Here is a 13,959-nt window from a genome sequence, read left to right as displayed (position 1 = left end):
ATGAGAGAATATAAAACAATCGCAAAAGCCTATCCAAGAAAGCGCCCAGCAGAGGAACGCGTTGAGGATTATTACCCTATCTATCATAACTTTGAAGAGAGCGAAGCAAACGCGCAAGCGAGCCGTTGTCTGCAATGCCCGATTGATCTTTTGCGCGGACTTGAGAGTGAGTTTACGTTTTGTCGCACAGGCTGTCCGCTCAATAACAACATTCCAAGATGGCTTAAAAAAACCTATGAGCATGACTATTTAAGCGCGTTTGAACTCTCCAATGCACGCTCACCTTTTCCTGAAATTCTGGGTCGCGTCTGCCCCAAAAAAGGGCTCTGTGAAAGTTCATGCACACTCGAAAAAACAGAATACCACGCGGTTTCCATCGGCAATGTCGAAGTCTTTTTAAATGAAAAAGCATACGAACAAGGCGCTATTCCCGATTACGGACAAGCGGAAGGTCGAAAGTTCAAAGTCGCCGTTGTGGGCAGTGGCCCTGCGAGTCTGAGCTGTGCGACGTTTTTGCTTCGCTCCAACATCGAAGTCGAGCTGTATGAGCGAGAAAACCGTGTCGGCGGACTTTTGATGTACGGCATTCCCAACTTTAAACTGCCCAAAAGTGTCATCTTACGACGTTTTGAGTGGATGAAAGAGGCGGGCATGAAAGTGCATCTGAGCACCGAAGTGGGAAAAGATGTGAGCCTCAGCGAGCTTCAAGAGAAGTTTGATGCCGTCTTTTTGGGGCTTGGTGTGCCCAAAGGTCGCAGTGCCGACATGGAAAATGAAGATGCAAATGGTGTGCATCAAGTCATGACGCTCCTCACCCAAACGCAAAAAAATATTTTCGATCATGCCCTCCAAAAATCAGTTTTACGCAACAAACACGTTGTCGTCATCGGTGGTGGAGACTCCGCGATGGACGCCCTTCGTACCGCTATTCGCCATAAAGCCAAAAGCGTGACCTGTGTCTACCGCAGGGGCGAAGAGAGTATGCCTGGAAGTCGGGGCGAGGTCATTAACGCCAAAGAAGAAGGGGTACAGTTTATCTTTAATGCCCTTCCTAAAAAAGCGTTGGTGGACGATGAGCATCGTGTTGTGGGACTTGAAATCATGGAAACCTACACCGATGAGAACAAGCGCCTGCAAACCAAACCGCACAGTGTTCAAACCTTGCCAGCCGATAGCATCATCCTAGCCCTTGGTTTTGAAGCAAAACATTTTAGTTTCTACGATGAGCTCAACCTCGCCGTAGGTCGCTCAAACACGTTGATCGTTGATGAGAATAAAGAGACAAGCCACCCTTTTATCTTCGCAGGTGGCGATGTAGTGAGAGGCGCAAATTTGGTTGTCAATGCCGCGTTAGATGGCAGAACTGCCGCTGTAGCGATCGCTCGGAAACTGGGTGTTTTGGAAGATCAGAAGCTTTACATGTAAAGATTTTGAGGTTATTTTCTAAAAGAGAGTAACTTTATCTTATTTTTTGATACAGATCAATCCTTTATTTTTTTGTATGAAGTAGAATGCCAATTCTATTTTATACAGGAGAAAAATAATGAAATCTCTGTTTCTTAGAATGAGAGTTATCCACATTGCAGCGTTTTTGATCCTTCCACTCAATGCCTATTTTTTTACAACCATTACACTAGGAGCAATCGTTCAGTATGCCATAGCCGTTATCCTCATTGTGCATGATATTGATGAAAAAAAATGGGGCGTGGATTTAAGCGTTAAAATCAACCAAGCGTTGGCCTCAATGGATCTTACCAAAGAGATCAAGATCAACACCAGATTCAATGCTGAATCTGCCAAAATGCTTGACTCTGTTGTCTTTTTTAAAGAGAAAATTAGACATGCCATTCTTGGCTTTCAAGCACATGCAACAACCCACAGCCAAATATCTGCACAATTACAGCAGATTGTCTCATTTTTCCATGCACAAACCCAAAAAGAGAAGATCATCATCGATGAGAGCACCAAGCATATTAACAATATGCAAATCGTTTTTGATGACATCAGCCACAATGCCCATGCGAGTAAAGAAGAGATGCAACAAATTGGCAATTACCTCAGTGATACGCAAAAAAACATCATTGATCTAGGCAAAAAAATAGTGCAAAGTGTTCAAAAAGAGAACCTTTTAGTTACCCAACTCAATGCGCTCAGTAAAGATACCCAAGAGACCAAAAACATCCTCTCTGTCATCGACGATATCGCCGATCAGACCAATTTATTGGCACTCAATGCCGCCATTGAAGCAGCGCGTGCAGGTGAACACGGTCGTGGATTTGCCGTCGTTGCCGATGAAGTCAGACTTTTGGCAGAAAAGACACAAAAAAGCCTTGAAGAGATCAATGCCACCATTACCTCCATCGTAAGCTCTATCACCTCTATCAGTCAGCAGATGAAAGACAATGCGAGTGAAATTAACATCCTTCAAGATGTCTCAACCAATGCCAATGTTGTGCTCGAACAACTGGTCAATGTAGCCGATAAAAACATAGCACTTTCCAATGCCATTGTGACTAAATCTGTCGATCTTAAACAGGAGACAGAGCACATCAAAGAAGCATCCATTCAAATAGAGACGATCTTTCACGCAACGTATCAAAAGAGTGAAGAGATTATGGAAATTACAACCGTGCTTGATCATTGGGGCATGACACTCCAAGAGAAGCTCAACGAATTTAAAGTCTAAACGATGAGAAGTCTTTTTTACATGTAAAAGATTAAACCTCACAATGGGTACTTTGGTAACGAATGAAGCGATCTACCCATTTGCACTGCCAAAGACACCACAATCGTGCAAATAAGAGTATAGTGAACGTGATAAGTAGCATTCTTTAGTTTGTGCATTTTAATCTCTTCGTGTCACTTCACATGTATCTGCCAACCAACGATAGACCCAAAAGGAAATCCTATGAACGATAAAGAACTTTACCAACAAAAAAAACAGACCCAACTCAATGAGTGGAAAACGGGGATGATTCAGTTTCGTACCCAAGCGTTTGCGGCACGTACGCATCTGCAACTCGAATTAAACAAACACGTTAAATTGCTTGAAAGTAAACTGGAAGAGGGAAAAATCAAACTGGCGGAATTGGTCAAAATGACTGGACACAGTTTTGAATCTGCCAAGAAAAATTTTGAAATTATGTGGGATAGTATTATCGTGGCATTTGCCGATACTGCGATCAAATTTAAAGCGCTTACCTAAACAAAAGAAGAGAGAAAACCTCTCTTCTTTTTTCTTACATGTAAAGCTTCTTATGCGAGTAATTTAGGCTCAAGCAAGAGGAGAGGCTCTTTGGTTGTTATCGGAAAATCGATAATAATACACGCTCCACCTTCAATATTTTTACCGCTGATCGTTCCTCTAAAATGCTTTTCAATGATCGTCTTCGCCATATAAAGCCCCAGTCCCGTTCCTGTAATGCCTTTGCTAGAGACGTAAGGCTCGAACATCACCTTAATCATATCTGCAGCGATGCTTCCACCGTTGTCCGAAATCGTGAAACGGTAGATGGATTTAAGCGGTTTGTATTCACAAACGATGCTGATTTTTCCATTCTCTTTTTGTTGCTCAAAGATCGCATCTTTGGCGTTTGAGACGATGGAGAGCAACACTTGCACCAGCTCACTTCCATAGATAAAAAACTGTTTATCATCATTCAAAGTGATCTCTAACTCAATTTTATACATTTTAAGAATCGGATCGGCAAGGGAGCGCAGTTGCTCACAAATCTTTGAAGCGGTATGCCACTCTTTTTTCACCTCAGGTTTAAAAAAGTTTTTAAAATCTTCAATGGTATTGGAGAGGTAACTTACATTGCGATCCACGACGTCGATGTCGGTTATAAGCGCTTCATCTTTGGTTGGATTACTCATGGTAGAGAGGCGTATTTTGTTGATGACCATCCCGATGATCGAGAGAGGTTGGCGCCATTGATGAGCGATCATACTGAGCATCTCACCGATAATGGCAGAACGTGCTTGGATAATGATGAGCTCCTCCGAAGCCTGATAACGTTTGACCGCCTCTTCGACTTTGGTGTTGAGCGTTGAATTCAGCGCTCCAAGCTCCAAGGCTGTTTGTCTGCCAATATGCAAAAGTGCATCAAACGTCTCAGAGTAGCGATGATGACGTGAAATCTTCTTGTGAGGAAGGTTTTTTTTCTGCTGCATATTGGCTTTGGAAACTGCAGATGCTTCTTTAAGTCCCAAGACGGTCATGGTTTCATTGAGCAGAAAATTGCATTTGTGATCGGAATCGTGAAAGAACTCTCCATAGGTAAAAAATCCCGTCGTGGGTGCTATGGACGCGAGTCCTTCAAAGTCGTTATGTGCATCTTCCCCTAAAAAGTTTTTGCGTGTCATACACGAAAAGATCATCACTTTTTCAGGTCCAAATTCGGCTAAATCGGAGATGATTTCTCTCGCGTCCGATAAAATGGCATCGATGTCGCCAAAGCCAAACTGAATGATTTCGCCTTCATTGATATTGCCCGCAAAAACGACCGAACCATCATTGTTGAGGCGAATAGGTGCCCGCCCGATCAGATGTCCCTCTTTGTAAAAAACAAACGGAAATTCGATGCCGCCAAGAGGAAGTTTTTGCGCTAATGCGGAGCCTAAATACTTGCGGTAAAGCTCCAATACCGAGATGTCATCGACCGTGTAGATACAATTTTTATCGGCGCGCGTGACCTTAAATTTGGGTCCCATGGGTGCCCAGTTAAAGCTTTTGGTGTGATAGACTTCAAGCGTGTCGCTGATGAGATAGCCCACCACGATGGATTTGGAATGAATCTGTGTGTCGCAAAAGATGAAACTCTCTTCATACCGTCCGTTATCTCCCGCAAGTCCTCCTGCGACGACTAAAGAAGGGGCAATGGAGTTCACACCATCCATCAAATAATCACCATTGGTGACAATGCCATCCGCGACGATAATCGCCACTTTCGCCCCTAATTTCACCCCTTCATTGGCGATCATCTGCCCTGATCTGAAAGAGTCTTGATCGCACGGGAAAAGCTCAATCTGCAAGTTTGTGCTCTCAAACGTCGTGAGGGAGAGGACAAAGGAGTGCACCATCACCTCGGTTTCAAAGATCTCCCCATCGGTGGTGGAACCCATGATGGACGCTTGGGGCAGAAGCGTTTTGATGCTAGAAAGTATCTCTTGGTTGATCGCTTGATCGTCGATGCCAGAGTAGCACATCACAAAAATATTGGGGGCAAGATTGAGCTCTTTAAGGGCGATAAACAGGGCAAAATCTTCGTGTGAGACAAAACGATAGGTGTATATTTTCATACTGTAAGCTCCTCAAGAGCGATAGAATATCCAATCGTGCTGTGCGTGATAATAGCGTCACTGCCGATCTTCTTTCTGAGTTTGTTGATTAATGTCTTCACGGAACTATCCGCAGCGGATTCAAATTCCCACAAATAGCTCTCAATGACACTTTTGCTTAAAATCGTATGCTGGTTTTTAAGAAGCAGACTGAGCAGTGCAAGCTCTTTTTGAGTCACATCGATCAGCTTACGACTCGCCGTTTCATACGCCACCTGATCGCACAAATCAAACGAAATACCGCCTTTGATCGTGTACGTTTTTGAGGAACGTTTTTCAATGTGCTCGATGGTACGCTGCAATGTTTCAAAAAGCTTTTCGAGCGAGACAGGTTTGACAAGATAGGCATCGAGCTCCAAAGGAATCGCCGCATGCAAATAATCTTTTTCAAAGCACGCCGTTAAAAAAATAGCTGCGATAGCAGAGCGCTCACTTCGAATCTTTTTAATAAAATCAATGCCATTGGTCTTTGGCATATACAAATCGGTGATAATAAGATCTATCGTCTGCTCTTCTATAATTTGATAAGCCTCGTTGACGGAAGCTACAGAGTAGACCTTTAAAAAATAACGTTCAAGAATGGAAGAGAGATACGCTAAAAACTCCTCTTCGTCATCGACGCATAAAACCGTGTAACGATTGCAGCAGGACATAACACCGAGATCTAACATTGTGCATCCTTTACAGTGGTGGATTAGTATTTACTTCACTATAGCAAAGTATTGACTCTTTTCTCGCATGGGTACCTCTAAGCCCTACCCAGACACATCAAACGAAAATAACTGAAAAATAACCTTGAAGATTTACAATAAATCGTGTGTGAAGAAACGGGTTTAAGGCTCAAACCTTAAATCCGAACCGTTATTTCTGTGCTTGTCATAAGCTTATCGATCCCTTTACATGTAAGGAGTTCATTATGAACATTGCAAAACTGATTCTTGCCTTTAGTCTCTCCCTTTCTCTCTTTAGTACCACGATGTTTGCAGGCGTTATCAGCGCACAAGATGTGTTGCAGGAGTCTCACTCAAGTGCTAGTATTGATGGTTTTTTAGCAAAACAAGAGGTGCAAGCTAAACTTGCGGAACTCGGTGTTAGCAGCGAAAATATTCAAAATAGAATCGCTTCGTTAACCGATGAAGAAATCGCGCAAATCAACGAACAAATAGAATCAATGCCTGCGGGTGGTAGTGCAGGTGGAGCCATCTTGGGTGTTTTGGTTTTCATCTTTATCGTTCTTTTAATTACCGATATTTTAGGCTTTACCAAAGTGTTTAACTTTACGAAAAGTGTGCAATGAAACGCTTACTTCTCTGCGCAACCCTTTTGCTTTTTACGGGGTGTGTCTCTAAGAATTATGACTATTTATCTGCGGATAAATCGATTGTCGAGTCTAAAAAGCTTTCATTAACCATCTACCCGCAAGAGGCTTACTTTTGTGGTCCTGCATCTTTAGCAACCCTGCTAACGCATCAAAATGTTGAGTTTGTCTATGGCGATGTTGTCGGAACGACTTTTACGCCAGAGCTTTTAGGCTCCTTGCAAATGGAGATGAAAGCGACTGCTAGACGCTACGGACTCATTCCTTATGCACTCAATCCTGGGCTCGCACCCATTTTAAGTGAAGTTTCTAACAATACACCCGTACTGGTTCTGTTCAATCTAGGCCTTACGCCGCTTCCTGCATGGCACTACGCGGTGGTCACAGGTTTTGATAAAGCAGACAAAAAAGTATTTCTCTCCGCACCTAAGGGAGATCAAACATGGATGAGTTTTGATGACTTTGAAATGTTCTCACAACGCGGTGGAAGTTGGGCGATTGTGGCACTGAAACCGCCACTGTTACCTATTGCCTCCAATGAGCCAGCCATGATACGTGCCATTACCGACATGTACGATGTTGGCTACAAAGAGCAAGCGAAACTCTCCGCCATTAACTACGTGGCAACCTATCCTAGCTCAACTTTGGGCTCGGTGATGTTGGCAAATATGTATATGGAGATGCAAGATTATCTTAATGCCACGGCAGAGTATAAACGCGCTCTTGCGCTTAAACCACATGATCCTGTGCTTTTAAATAACCTTGCGCAATCGTTAATGCGAGAAAACAAATTGCGTGAAGCAAAACAGTATGCGCTCGAAGCCGTTGATATTGGTGGCGTCTTTTCGGTGGAATACCAAAAAACCCTCGAAGAGATCAAACGAAGACTGCAAGAGTAAACCATCAAAACTCTTTTACATGTAAAGAGTTTGATAATAACCAAAAAATGACCAAAGGTCTGTAAGATGTTTACATGTAAGAAAGAGTTCAAGAGTCTTTTCAACAATGAAAATACTTTTATAGCTTCATATTACATACCCGTACTATCGACTGAATACGTGTGTATTTCAATATCTACCGACCAAAAGATAAGGACATATCATGTTTAACGACAAAAATAAAACCAATACGCATACCGATCCTAAAAAAGATGCTGCATGCGTCGATCCTAAAAAAGATTCTGCTAAAGTCACTGAGCCAGCAAAAGACGGCGTTAAAGTTGATCCAAAAAAAGACGAAAAGATCAAACATTGAGACACTCAGTGTATAAACATCCAGCGACAATGAAATACTCATTTATAGCAGCAGCGATTGTTGCGGTTATTCTTTCAACGAGTATCTCAGCGTACGCGTCTGATATGGATGACCAAATTGAGTCATCGTTTAAAAAGAGTTTTGTTTTCAAGACCTATTTAAAAGATGAGCACATCAAAATTGCTTCAAAAGAGGGTGTGGTTACGCTCTCCGGCGAAGTGTTTGATGATGCGCATAAACCAATGGCAGGTAATACTGCTGAAGCCATTACTGGTGTTAAAAGTGTCGACAATCAGATTGTAATCCGTGAAGATCGTCTTCCTGAAAACTCCGATACATGGATCAGAATGAAAGTACAAACAGCGCTTGTGTTTCACAGCAATGTAAGTGCAAGTAAAACGGAAGTTAGCGTTAAAAATGGCGTTGTTACCCTAAAAGGCGAGGCTGAAAGTTCTGCTAAAAAAGAGCTGACAACCCAATACGCCAAAAAAGTGGAAGGTGTTAAAAGTGTCATAAACAATATGAAACTTTCAAAATCTGAAACCATGGGTGAAAAAATAGATGACGCTTCCATCACAGCTCAAGTCAAAATGACCTTGTTGCTTCATAGCTCAACGAGTGCGATCCGTACCAGTGTCACCACCAAAGATGGTGTTGCCATGGTAAGTGGAAAAGCACAAAATGCTGCTGAAGTAGACTTGGTTACCAAACTTGTCGAAGATGTTGACGGTGTTATCGGTGTTGTCAATACCATGAGTATTGACGCATCATTGAAAAATTAAACAAGGAGACTCACATGCTTTATACAGTTGCTCTTTTACTGATTATCATGTGGGCACTCGGTCTGGTTTCGAGCTATACTTTGGGAGGGTTTATACACCTTCTCTTGGTCATAGCTCTGATCGTAGTGCTCGTTCGAATTATTCAAGGTAGACGTGTTCTCTAAACCCATTATAAAAGGATTCCTCATGAGTGATAAAAAACTTTACGAACAAAAAATTCAAGCAGAATTTGACGCCTCAAAAGCTCAAATTGATAAATTTAAAGCAGAAGCCTCCGGTGCAAGTGCGGATATTCAAATAGAGATGCACAAACAGATCAAACAACTTGATGAAAAAATGAGTGAAGGTAAAATAAAACTTGCGGAACTTGTTGATGCAGGCGAAGAAAAATTTGACGAGATGAAAAAAGGGGTTGAATCCATTTGGCAATCCACCAAATCTACCCTACACCACGCTTCAAAACACTTCGGCAAATAATTTTACCACACAATAAGAGAAGGATTCCCTTCTCTTATTTTCTTTACATGTAAACCTTCACAGACCACTTTTGCGAAGCGCTTCACGCGAGGCACGATCCACAAGCGTAAAATAGCGATCCATCGCATCTTTATCGCACTCAAGCTTATGCCCTTTCACTTTCACCAACGAACAGTTCACTTCCTCCATCACCCTATAAAACGCTTGATACAACTCAGCGTGCTCATGAATCTTCTTGTGGTTTGTCTCATAACCTCTTCGCTCAAACCGCTCTTTTCGGCTTGGAAGGGTGATGATATTTTGCGAATCGGTGTAAATCACAAGCTCATCACTCATGCCGCATACCTCTTCCATCGCCCATAACAGTGTTTGCAATTCAAGCTTCGTGGAAGAGGTTTCAGGAAAGATTTTGAGCTTTACATGTAAAGCCTCATCCTGCGTAGAATTTTCAGGAACTATGAGATACGCACCAACGCCCACATGGGTGTGAGCATTGACACTGCCATCGCAAAAAAGCCGTATCACCTAGCCTTGAACCACGACAAAATCTTCTTTATCGCCTTTCCATTTCAGACTGTACAAATCATTACGACGTGAACGCAGATTGCGCACGCTGCCTCGTTCTCTTAGCTCTTTTAAAAGACTCAGATCAAGATCGGCGACCAAGGTCATCTCGGTATTTGGCGTGGCTTCGGCAATCGTTGCATCGTGTGGAAACGCAAAATCCGAAGGGCTAAAGACCGCCGATTGGGAGTACTGAATGTCCATATTTTCAACTTTTGGAAGGGTTCCAACACTGCCTGAAATCGCAACATAACACTCGTTTTCAATGGCTCTAGCTTGCGCGCAACGACGCACACGTAAGTAGCTGTTTTTGGTATCCGTCCAGTACGGTACAAAGAGAATATCAATGCCTTGATCGGCTAAAAGGCGTGGAAGTTCGGGGTACTCGACATCGTAACAGACCAAAATGCCCACACGTCCCACATCGGTTTCAAACACGCAGAGTTTATCGCCTCCGTGCATGCCCCAATACGCCTCTTCATCGGGCGTGATGTGCAATTTTTTCTGTGAATCTTTCGTACCATCACGACGGCACAAATAACTGGCGTTGTAGAGCGTATTGCCATCGTATTCGGGCATACTGCCAGCGATGATATTGATGTTGTAACGCACGGCAAATTGCCCTATTTTTTCCACCAACGTGTCGGTGTGGGCGGCGACGGTGCGAATCGCCGTTTCAGGGTTTTCATCGGAACGCAATGCCATCAGTGGTGCGTTGAAAAATTCAGGGAACAGCACAAAATCCGCGTTGTAGCCTGCCATCGCATCCACAAAAAACTCCACTTGATCCAAAAACTCTTCCACGCTTTTAACACTACGCATCTGCCACTGAACAATGCCCACGCGCACGATGCCGCGGTTCACCGTTGGATTGGTGTGAGGCTCTTCATAATCGACATTACTCCACTCCAAAAGCGTGGCATATTCACGTGAAGCAGCATCACCTTTGAGGTAGCCTTTTAAGACACGTCTGACATGAAAGTCATTGGCAAGTTGAAAGCCTAAAACATGGTCACTAAGCTCTTTATCTTTCACCAAATCGATGTATTTTGAAGGGGTCATCTCATCGGCATGTGCAGCATACCCAGGGATGCGTCCGCCTGCGATGATGCGCTTGAGATTGAGCCTGTAGCAGAGCTCTTTTCGCGCATCGTAAAGCCGTCTTCCAAGTCGGAGCCCTCGGTAATCGGGGTCAACAAAGATGTCCAGCCCATAAAGCGTATTGCCTTTAGGATCGTGCGTTGAGATGAGTCCATTTCCCGTGATTTGGTTGTAGGTATGGCGATCGCCAAAGGTGTCATAGTCCACGATCAAACTCTGCGCCGCTGCAATCACTTTACCATCATCTTCGATGCAGATTTGCCCTTCAGGAAACGTAGTCAGTTGTGCGGTAAATTCCTCGATCGTCCAACCGCCAAGGGTAGGATAGACTCTGTCCATGATTTTTTTAACTTGCGTATAATCTTTGAGTTCTAAATTACGAAGAACGAGCTTATTGGTCTGTTTTAAATCATCACTACTTGCCATAAAATTTTTCCTTTTTTCTTACATGTAAACGGTAAAAATATCAGGATTATCTTAGCACAGTTTGGGTTTAGAGCGGATTGAATAATCTTGTTAATAAAGAAAAAAAGGCTTTATTTTTTTGTCAATTTTTGAGTTAAAGGAAATTGTAAAAAGAAGTTTGTCTCTTTATTTGGGATGGATTCAACCCATACTTTTATATCATACATTTTACAAACAGAATTCACAATATCCAACCCTATACCAAAGCCTCCCACCGCATTGCTTCGTCTCTCAAAGCGCTTAAAAATGCTCTTTTGATTCTCTTTACAAATGCCAACACCTTCATTTTTAACGGTTAAAAGATGTTCTGAAAGCTTAACGCAAATCGCTGTTTTGGGATAACTGTATTTAATAGCATTCGAGAGAAGATTGTGGATAACTTTTTGAATACGTGATTTATCCATGTAAACGAATGTTGTTTGAAGTTGTGCTGTAATTATATTGTCTTTGGTGGAAGCTATTTCATTAAAAAATCCAACACTCTCTTGGACTAAGAGGGCAAGATCAAATGACTCTTCAAACACTTCATCAATATCATGAAACGCAATATAACTAAGACTATTGTAAATTTGAGAAATGAGTTTTGTGCTAATGGAAATATGGTTGATAACACGTACATCTTTAAACGAGCTTTGCTTCAAGTTTGAAACACTCATCATTAAAGCGGCAACGGGTGTATTTAGTTCATGAGAACTGTCTTTAATGAAATGGTTGAGCTTTTCAATGCGCAAGTGAACAGGCTTAAGCAACAAGCGGCTTAAAAAGTAGCCTTCAACACCCACAAAGATTGCAGATATAACCATTGTAAACAAAATAATTAATTTCAGTTTGAGTATCTCTCGTTCGCTCATTTCTTCATCAACAACAATGTAAGCAACTCCATTAATAGGAGTTGCTAATCGATGAACAGCATACGGTGTTGTATTTAAATCAAGCAACGGAGTTTTAAAGCTTGAAAAAAGAGTCTGTTTATCTTCTTTTAACAAAGCAACCGTGAAAAATTCTTTGGGTGGATGAAACAGATACGGCACTTTATCCATTTCTGCTTGCATCAACTCTTTTTCGTAACTCATCACAACGGTTTTAATTTCCATTGAACGTTTTTCATGAAGCTTATTGGTTTCATTGTTGTAGTACAAGATAGCAATAATGCTCATGAGAAAGAGTGCAGAAGTGACATAGATGATTAAAAATCGCCATAATGCGCCCTGTTCTTCTTTATTCAAAAATATATCCATTCCCTCTAACGGTTTGAATTTTATCTTTTCCAATGATAGTGCGTAGATTTTTAATGTAAACCCTAATCGTCGCTTCGCTAGGCATTTCATCATAGTCCCATAAATTTTGCATCAGCTCTTCTGAGGAGACAACCTTACTTTTGTGGTTACTTAAATAGAGTAAGATTTTGCACTCTTTACGCGTCAGGGTGTAAGGTATTTCATTGACATACAAACGGTTTTTAGAAGCCATTAAAGAAAGATGAGAATCAATAATGATGGCTTGTTCATTGATAAGGTTAAATCGTTTTTGAATGTTTTTAATGCGCAAGTCAAGCTCTTCAAGATCAAAAGGCTTTTTGATGTAATCATCGCAACCATTTTCAAATCCTTTTTTCAAATGAGCCGTATCTTGAAACGCGGTAATGATAATAGCAGGTGTCGTGTCTTTATAGGTACGAATTTCTTTAATAAGATCAATACCACTGAGTTTTGGGACATTAATATCAAGGATTAAAAGATCAAATTTTTGGGTACTGAGTGCATCAGACGCTGACTGCCCATCGCTAAAGTGAGTCGTTTGATGAAGATGGCGATTCAGATGACAAAGTAGAATATCAGATAAAATTGGATCATCTTCTAGCAGTAAAATTTTCATCGACCACTTCCTTTTAAGCCAATTATACCATAGCCTTTTGCAAAGCTATGGCATACACGATGATGGCTTTTTTTTCTCAAAAAGAAAATAATCTAAGCTGATTTTTCCTGCGCCAAAGGCACATAGTACACCAAGAAATATCAGATAGTAAAGAGGAATTTCAAAACCTCCATCGGTTGCACTAAAGCCATTGTGTAAATGAACGCTTAGAATTGCAACCACCATAACAGCACTTAATGGTAGTGAAATCCATCTCGTTAATAAGCCTAAAATCAGTAAAACAACACCCACACTCTCAATGCTTGCTGAAAGGTAAGCGTTGAGTAAAGGAAAAGGAATATTAAGTGTTTCAAACCACTCTGCAACGGAATGAATATCGCTCCACTTCCGTACAGATGGTTCATAAAATCCATATGCCAACATAAGTCTCACACTCAACAATACGATTGATTGCATTGTGTTAACAAGAAATAACCGCATTGCAGATTATTTCTTTTCGCCACCGCATTTAGCAGCACCACATTTGGCATCAGCTGGTTTTTTAGCATCACTCGCTTTGTCGCCTCCACATTTAGCGTCAGCTGGTTTTTTCATCTCTTTCGCATCTTTCGTAGCGTTCATTTCACCACCACATTTACTTTCAGCTGCCATAGCACCGCTTACGAACATAGCAGCTATCAAGAGTGCTGCGAAAAGTTTAACTTTAGAAAATACTTGCATTGTAGATCTCCTTTTGAGTTTTGGTAGTGACAGTATAGTGACATTTTGTGTAGTGAATATGTA

16 protein-coding genes and 1 pseudogene are annotated in these 13,959 nt (G+C 41.8%); 9 read left to right on the top strand and 8 right to left on the bottom strand.

What is annotated here, in order from left to right; genetic code table 11:
• The 3 genes and pseudogenes from SHALO_RS06510 to SHALO_RS06500 all read left to right on the top strand — a co-directional run bounded on the left by SHALO_RS06510 (position 1) and on the right by SHALO_RS06500 (position 3,205).
• Positions 1-1,425, top strand: coding sequence for a glutamate synthase subunit beta (locus SHALO_RS06510; protein ID WP_069477883.1), 1,425 nt, complete (start codon positions 1-3; stop codon positions 1,423-1,425).
• 721 nt (positions 1,426-2,146) lie between these two features.
• A pseudogene (locus tag SHALO_RS15715) lies at positions 2,147-2,686 on the top strand (methyl-accepting chemotaxis protein); the annotation flags it as partial.
• A 222-nt stretch (positions 2,687-2,908) separates the two neighbouring features.
• Entirely contained in the window at positions 2,909-3,205 is a 297-nt protein-coding gene (locus SHALO_RS06500; protein WP_069477881.1) for a sll1863 family stress response protein, read from the top strand.
• A 50-nt stretch (positions 3,206-3,255) separates the two neighbouring features.
• Here the strand turns inward: SHALO_RS06500 and SHALO_RS06495 are convergent, their stop codons facing one another.
• Both SHALO_RS06495 and SHALO_RS06490 read right to left on the bottom strand, forming a co-directional pair.
• Complete coding sequence (locus SHALO_RS06495) at positions 3,256-5,301, bottom strand: FIST N-terminal domain-containing protein (protein ID WP_069477880.1); 2,046 nt, start codon at positions 5,299-5,301, stop codon at positions 3,256-3,258.
• Complete coding sequence (locus SHALO_RS06490) at positions 5,298-6,011, bottom strand: response regulator transcription factor (protein ID WP_069477879.1); 714 nt, start codon at positions 6,009-6,011, stop codon at positions 5,298-5,300. The genes SHALO_RS06495 and SHALO_RS06490 overlap by 4 nt, the downstream gene beginning before the upstream one ends.
• 245 nt (positions 6,012-6,256) lie before the next feature.
• Between SHALO_RS06490 and SHALO_RS06485 the strand changes: the two genes are divergently transcribed.
• The 6 genes from SHALO_RS06485 to SHALO_RS06470 all read left to right on the top strand — a co-directional run bounded on the left by SHALO_RS06485 (position 6,257) and on the right by SHALO_RS06470 (position 9,171).
• Positions 6,257-6,637 (top strand): PA2779 family protein, encoded by a 381-nt coding sequence (locus tag SHALO_RS06485; RefSeq protein WP_069477878.1) that lies wholly within the window; start codon positions 6,257-6,259, stop codon positions 6,635-6,637.
• Positions 6,634-7,557 (top strand): PA2778 family cysteine peptidase, encoded by a 924-nt coding sequence (locus SHALO_RS06480; RefSeq protein WP_069477877.1) that lies wholly within the window; start codon positions 6,634-6,636, stop codon positions 7,555-7,557. Before SHALO_RS06485 ends, SHALO_RS06480 begins: the two co-directional genes overlap by 4 nt.
• Positions 7,558-7,759: 202 nt before the next feature.
• Positions 7,760-7,912 carry a hypothetical protein gene (locus SHALO_RS15340; protein ID WP_158513717.1) on the top strand — a complete coding sequence of 51 codons (153 nt, stop codon included), beginning with the start codon at positions 7,760-7,762 and terminating at the stop codon, positions 7,910-7,912.
• Positions 7,909-8,694: a BON domain-containing protein gene (locus SHALO_RS06475; RefSeq protein ID WP_202968814.1), complete on the top strand. Its 786-nt coding sequence runs from the start codon at positions 7,909-7,911 to the stop codon at positions 8,692-8,694. The genes SHALO_RS15340 and SHALO_RS06475 overlap by 4 nt, the downstream gene beginning before the upstream one ends.
• Before the next feature lie 14 nt (positions 8,695-8,708).
• On the top strand, positions 8,709-8,858 hold the full coding sequence (locus SHALO_RS15265) for a lmo0937 family membrane protein (protein WP_145923237.1): 150 nt from the start codon (positions 8,709-8,711) through the stop codon (positions 8,856-8,858).
• 22 nt (positions 8,859-8,880) lie between these two features.
• Entirely contained in the window at positions 8,881-9,171 is a 291-nt protein-coding gene (locus SHALO_RS06470) for a sll1863 family stress response protein (RefSeq protein WP_069477876.1), read from the top strand.
• Between the two features lie 57 nt (positions 9,172-9,228).
• Here SHALO_RS06470 and SHALO_RS06465 read toward each other — a convergent pair whose 3' ends face one another.
• The 6 genes from SHALO_RS06465 to SHALO_RS06440 all read right to left on the bottom strand — a co-directional run bounded on the left by SHALO_RS06465 (position 9,229) and on the right by SHALO_RS06440 (position 13,896).
• Complete coding sequence (locus SHALO_RS06465; RefSeq protein WP_069477875.1) at positions 9,229-9,696, bottom strand: ribonuclease HI; 468 nt, start codon at positions 9,694-9,696, stop codon at positions 9,229-9,231.
• Positions 9,697-11,262, bottom strand: coding sequence for a bifunctional GNAT family N-acetyltransferase/carbon-nitrogen hydrolase family protein (locus SHALO_RS06460; protein WP_069477874.1), 1,566 nt, complete (start codon positions 11,260-11,262; stop codon positions 9,697-9,699).
• Positions 11,263-11,372: 110 nt separating this feature from the next.
• Positions 11,373-12,527: a sensor histidine kinase gene (locus SHALO_RS06455; protein WP_069477873.1), complete on the bottom strand. Its 1,155-nt coding sequence runs from the start codon at positions 12,525-12,527 to the stop codon at positions 11,373-11,375.
• On the bottom strand, positions 12,520-13,176 hold the full coding sequence (locus tag SHALO_RS06450; protein ID WP_069477872.1) for a response regulator transcription factor: 657 nt from the start codon (positions 13,174-13,176) through the stop codon (positions 12,520-12,522). The genes SHALO_RS06455 and SHALO_RS06450 overlap by 8 nt, the downstream gene beginning before the upstream one ends.
• Before the next feature lie 45 nt (positions 13,177-13,221).
• Positions 13,222-13,599, bottom strand: coding sequence for an HvfX family Cu-binding RiPP maturation protein (locus SHALO_RS06445; protein ID WP_238585305.1), 378 nt, complete (start codon positions 13,597-13,599; stop codon positions 13,222-13,224).
• A 63-nt stretch (positions 13,600-13,662) separates the two neighbouring features.
• On the bottom strand, positions 13,663-13,896 hold the full coding sequence (locus tag SHALO_RS06440) for a hypothetical protein (protein ID WP_069477870.1): 234 nt from the start codon (positions 13,894-13,896) through the stop codon (positions 13,663-13,665).
• Positions 13,897-13,959 lie beyond the last annotated feature (63 nt).

Origin of the sequence: Sulfurospirillum halorespirans DSM 13726, from assembly GCF_001723605.1 — a bacterium.
Classification (GTDB): domain Bacteria; phylum Campylobacterota; class Campylobacteria; order Campylobacterales; family Sulfurospirillaceae; genus Sulfurospirillum; species Sulfurospirillum halorespirans.
The sequence above is the reverse complement of the archived record's forward strand: the minus strand, read 5'-3'. Positions and strand labels throughout refer to the sequence as shown.

Coding starts and splice junctions, on each gene's coding strand:
- SHALO_RS06510 (WP_069477883.1), top strand. CDS start 1: ATGAGAGAATATAAAACAATCGCAAAAGCCTATCCAAGAAAGCGCCCA.
- SHALO_RS06500 (WP_069477881.1), top strand. CDS start 2,909: ATGAACGATAAAGAACTTTACCAACAAAAAAAACAGACCCAACTCAAT.
- SHALO_RS06495 (WP_069477880.1), bottom strand. CDS start 5,301: ATGAAAATATACACCTATCGTTTTGTCTCACACGAAGATTTTGCCCTG.
- SHALO_RS06490 (WP_069477879.1), bottom strand. CDS start 6,011: ATGTTAGATCTCGGTGTTATGTCCTGCTGCAATCGTTACACGGTTTTA.
- SHALO_RS06485 (WP_069477878.1), top strand. CDS start 6,257: ATGAACATTGCAAAACTGATTCTTGCCTTTAGTCTCTCCCTTTCTCTC.
- SHALO_RS06480 (WP_069477877.1), top strand. CDS start 6,634: ATGAAACGCTTACTTCTCTGCGCAACCCTTTTGCTTTTTACGGGGTGT.
- SHALO_RS15340 (WP_158513717.1), top strand. CDS start 7,760: ATGTTTAACGACAAAAATAAAACCAATACGCATACCGATCCTAAAAAA.
- SHALO_RS15265 (WP_145923237.1), top strand. CDS start 8,709: ATGCTTTATACAGTTGCTCTTTTACTGATTATCATGTGGGCACTCGGT.
- SHALO_RS06470 (WP_069477876.1), top strand. CDS start 8,881: ATGAGTGATAAAAAACTTTACGAACAAAAAATTCAAGCAGAATTTGAC.
- SHALO_RS06460 (WP_069477874.1), bottom strand. CDS start 11,262: ATGGCAAGTAGTGATGATTTAAAACAGACCAATAAGCTCGTTCTTCGT.
- SHALO_RS06450 (WP_069477872.1), bottom strand. CDS start 13,176: ATGAAAATTTTACTGCTAGAAGATGATCCAATTTTATCTGATATTCTA.
- SHALO_RS06445 (WP_238585305.1), bottom strand. CDS start 13,599: ATGTTGGCATATGGATTTTATGAACCATCTGTACGGAAGTGGAGCGAT.
- SHALO_RS06440 (WP_069477870.1), bottom strand. CDS start 13,896: ATGCAAGTATTTTCTAAAGTTAAACTTTTCGCAGCACTCTTGATAGCT.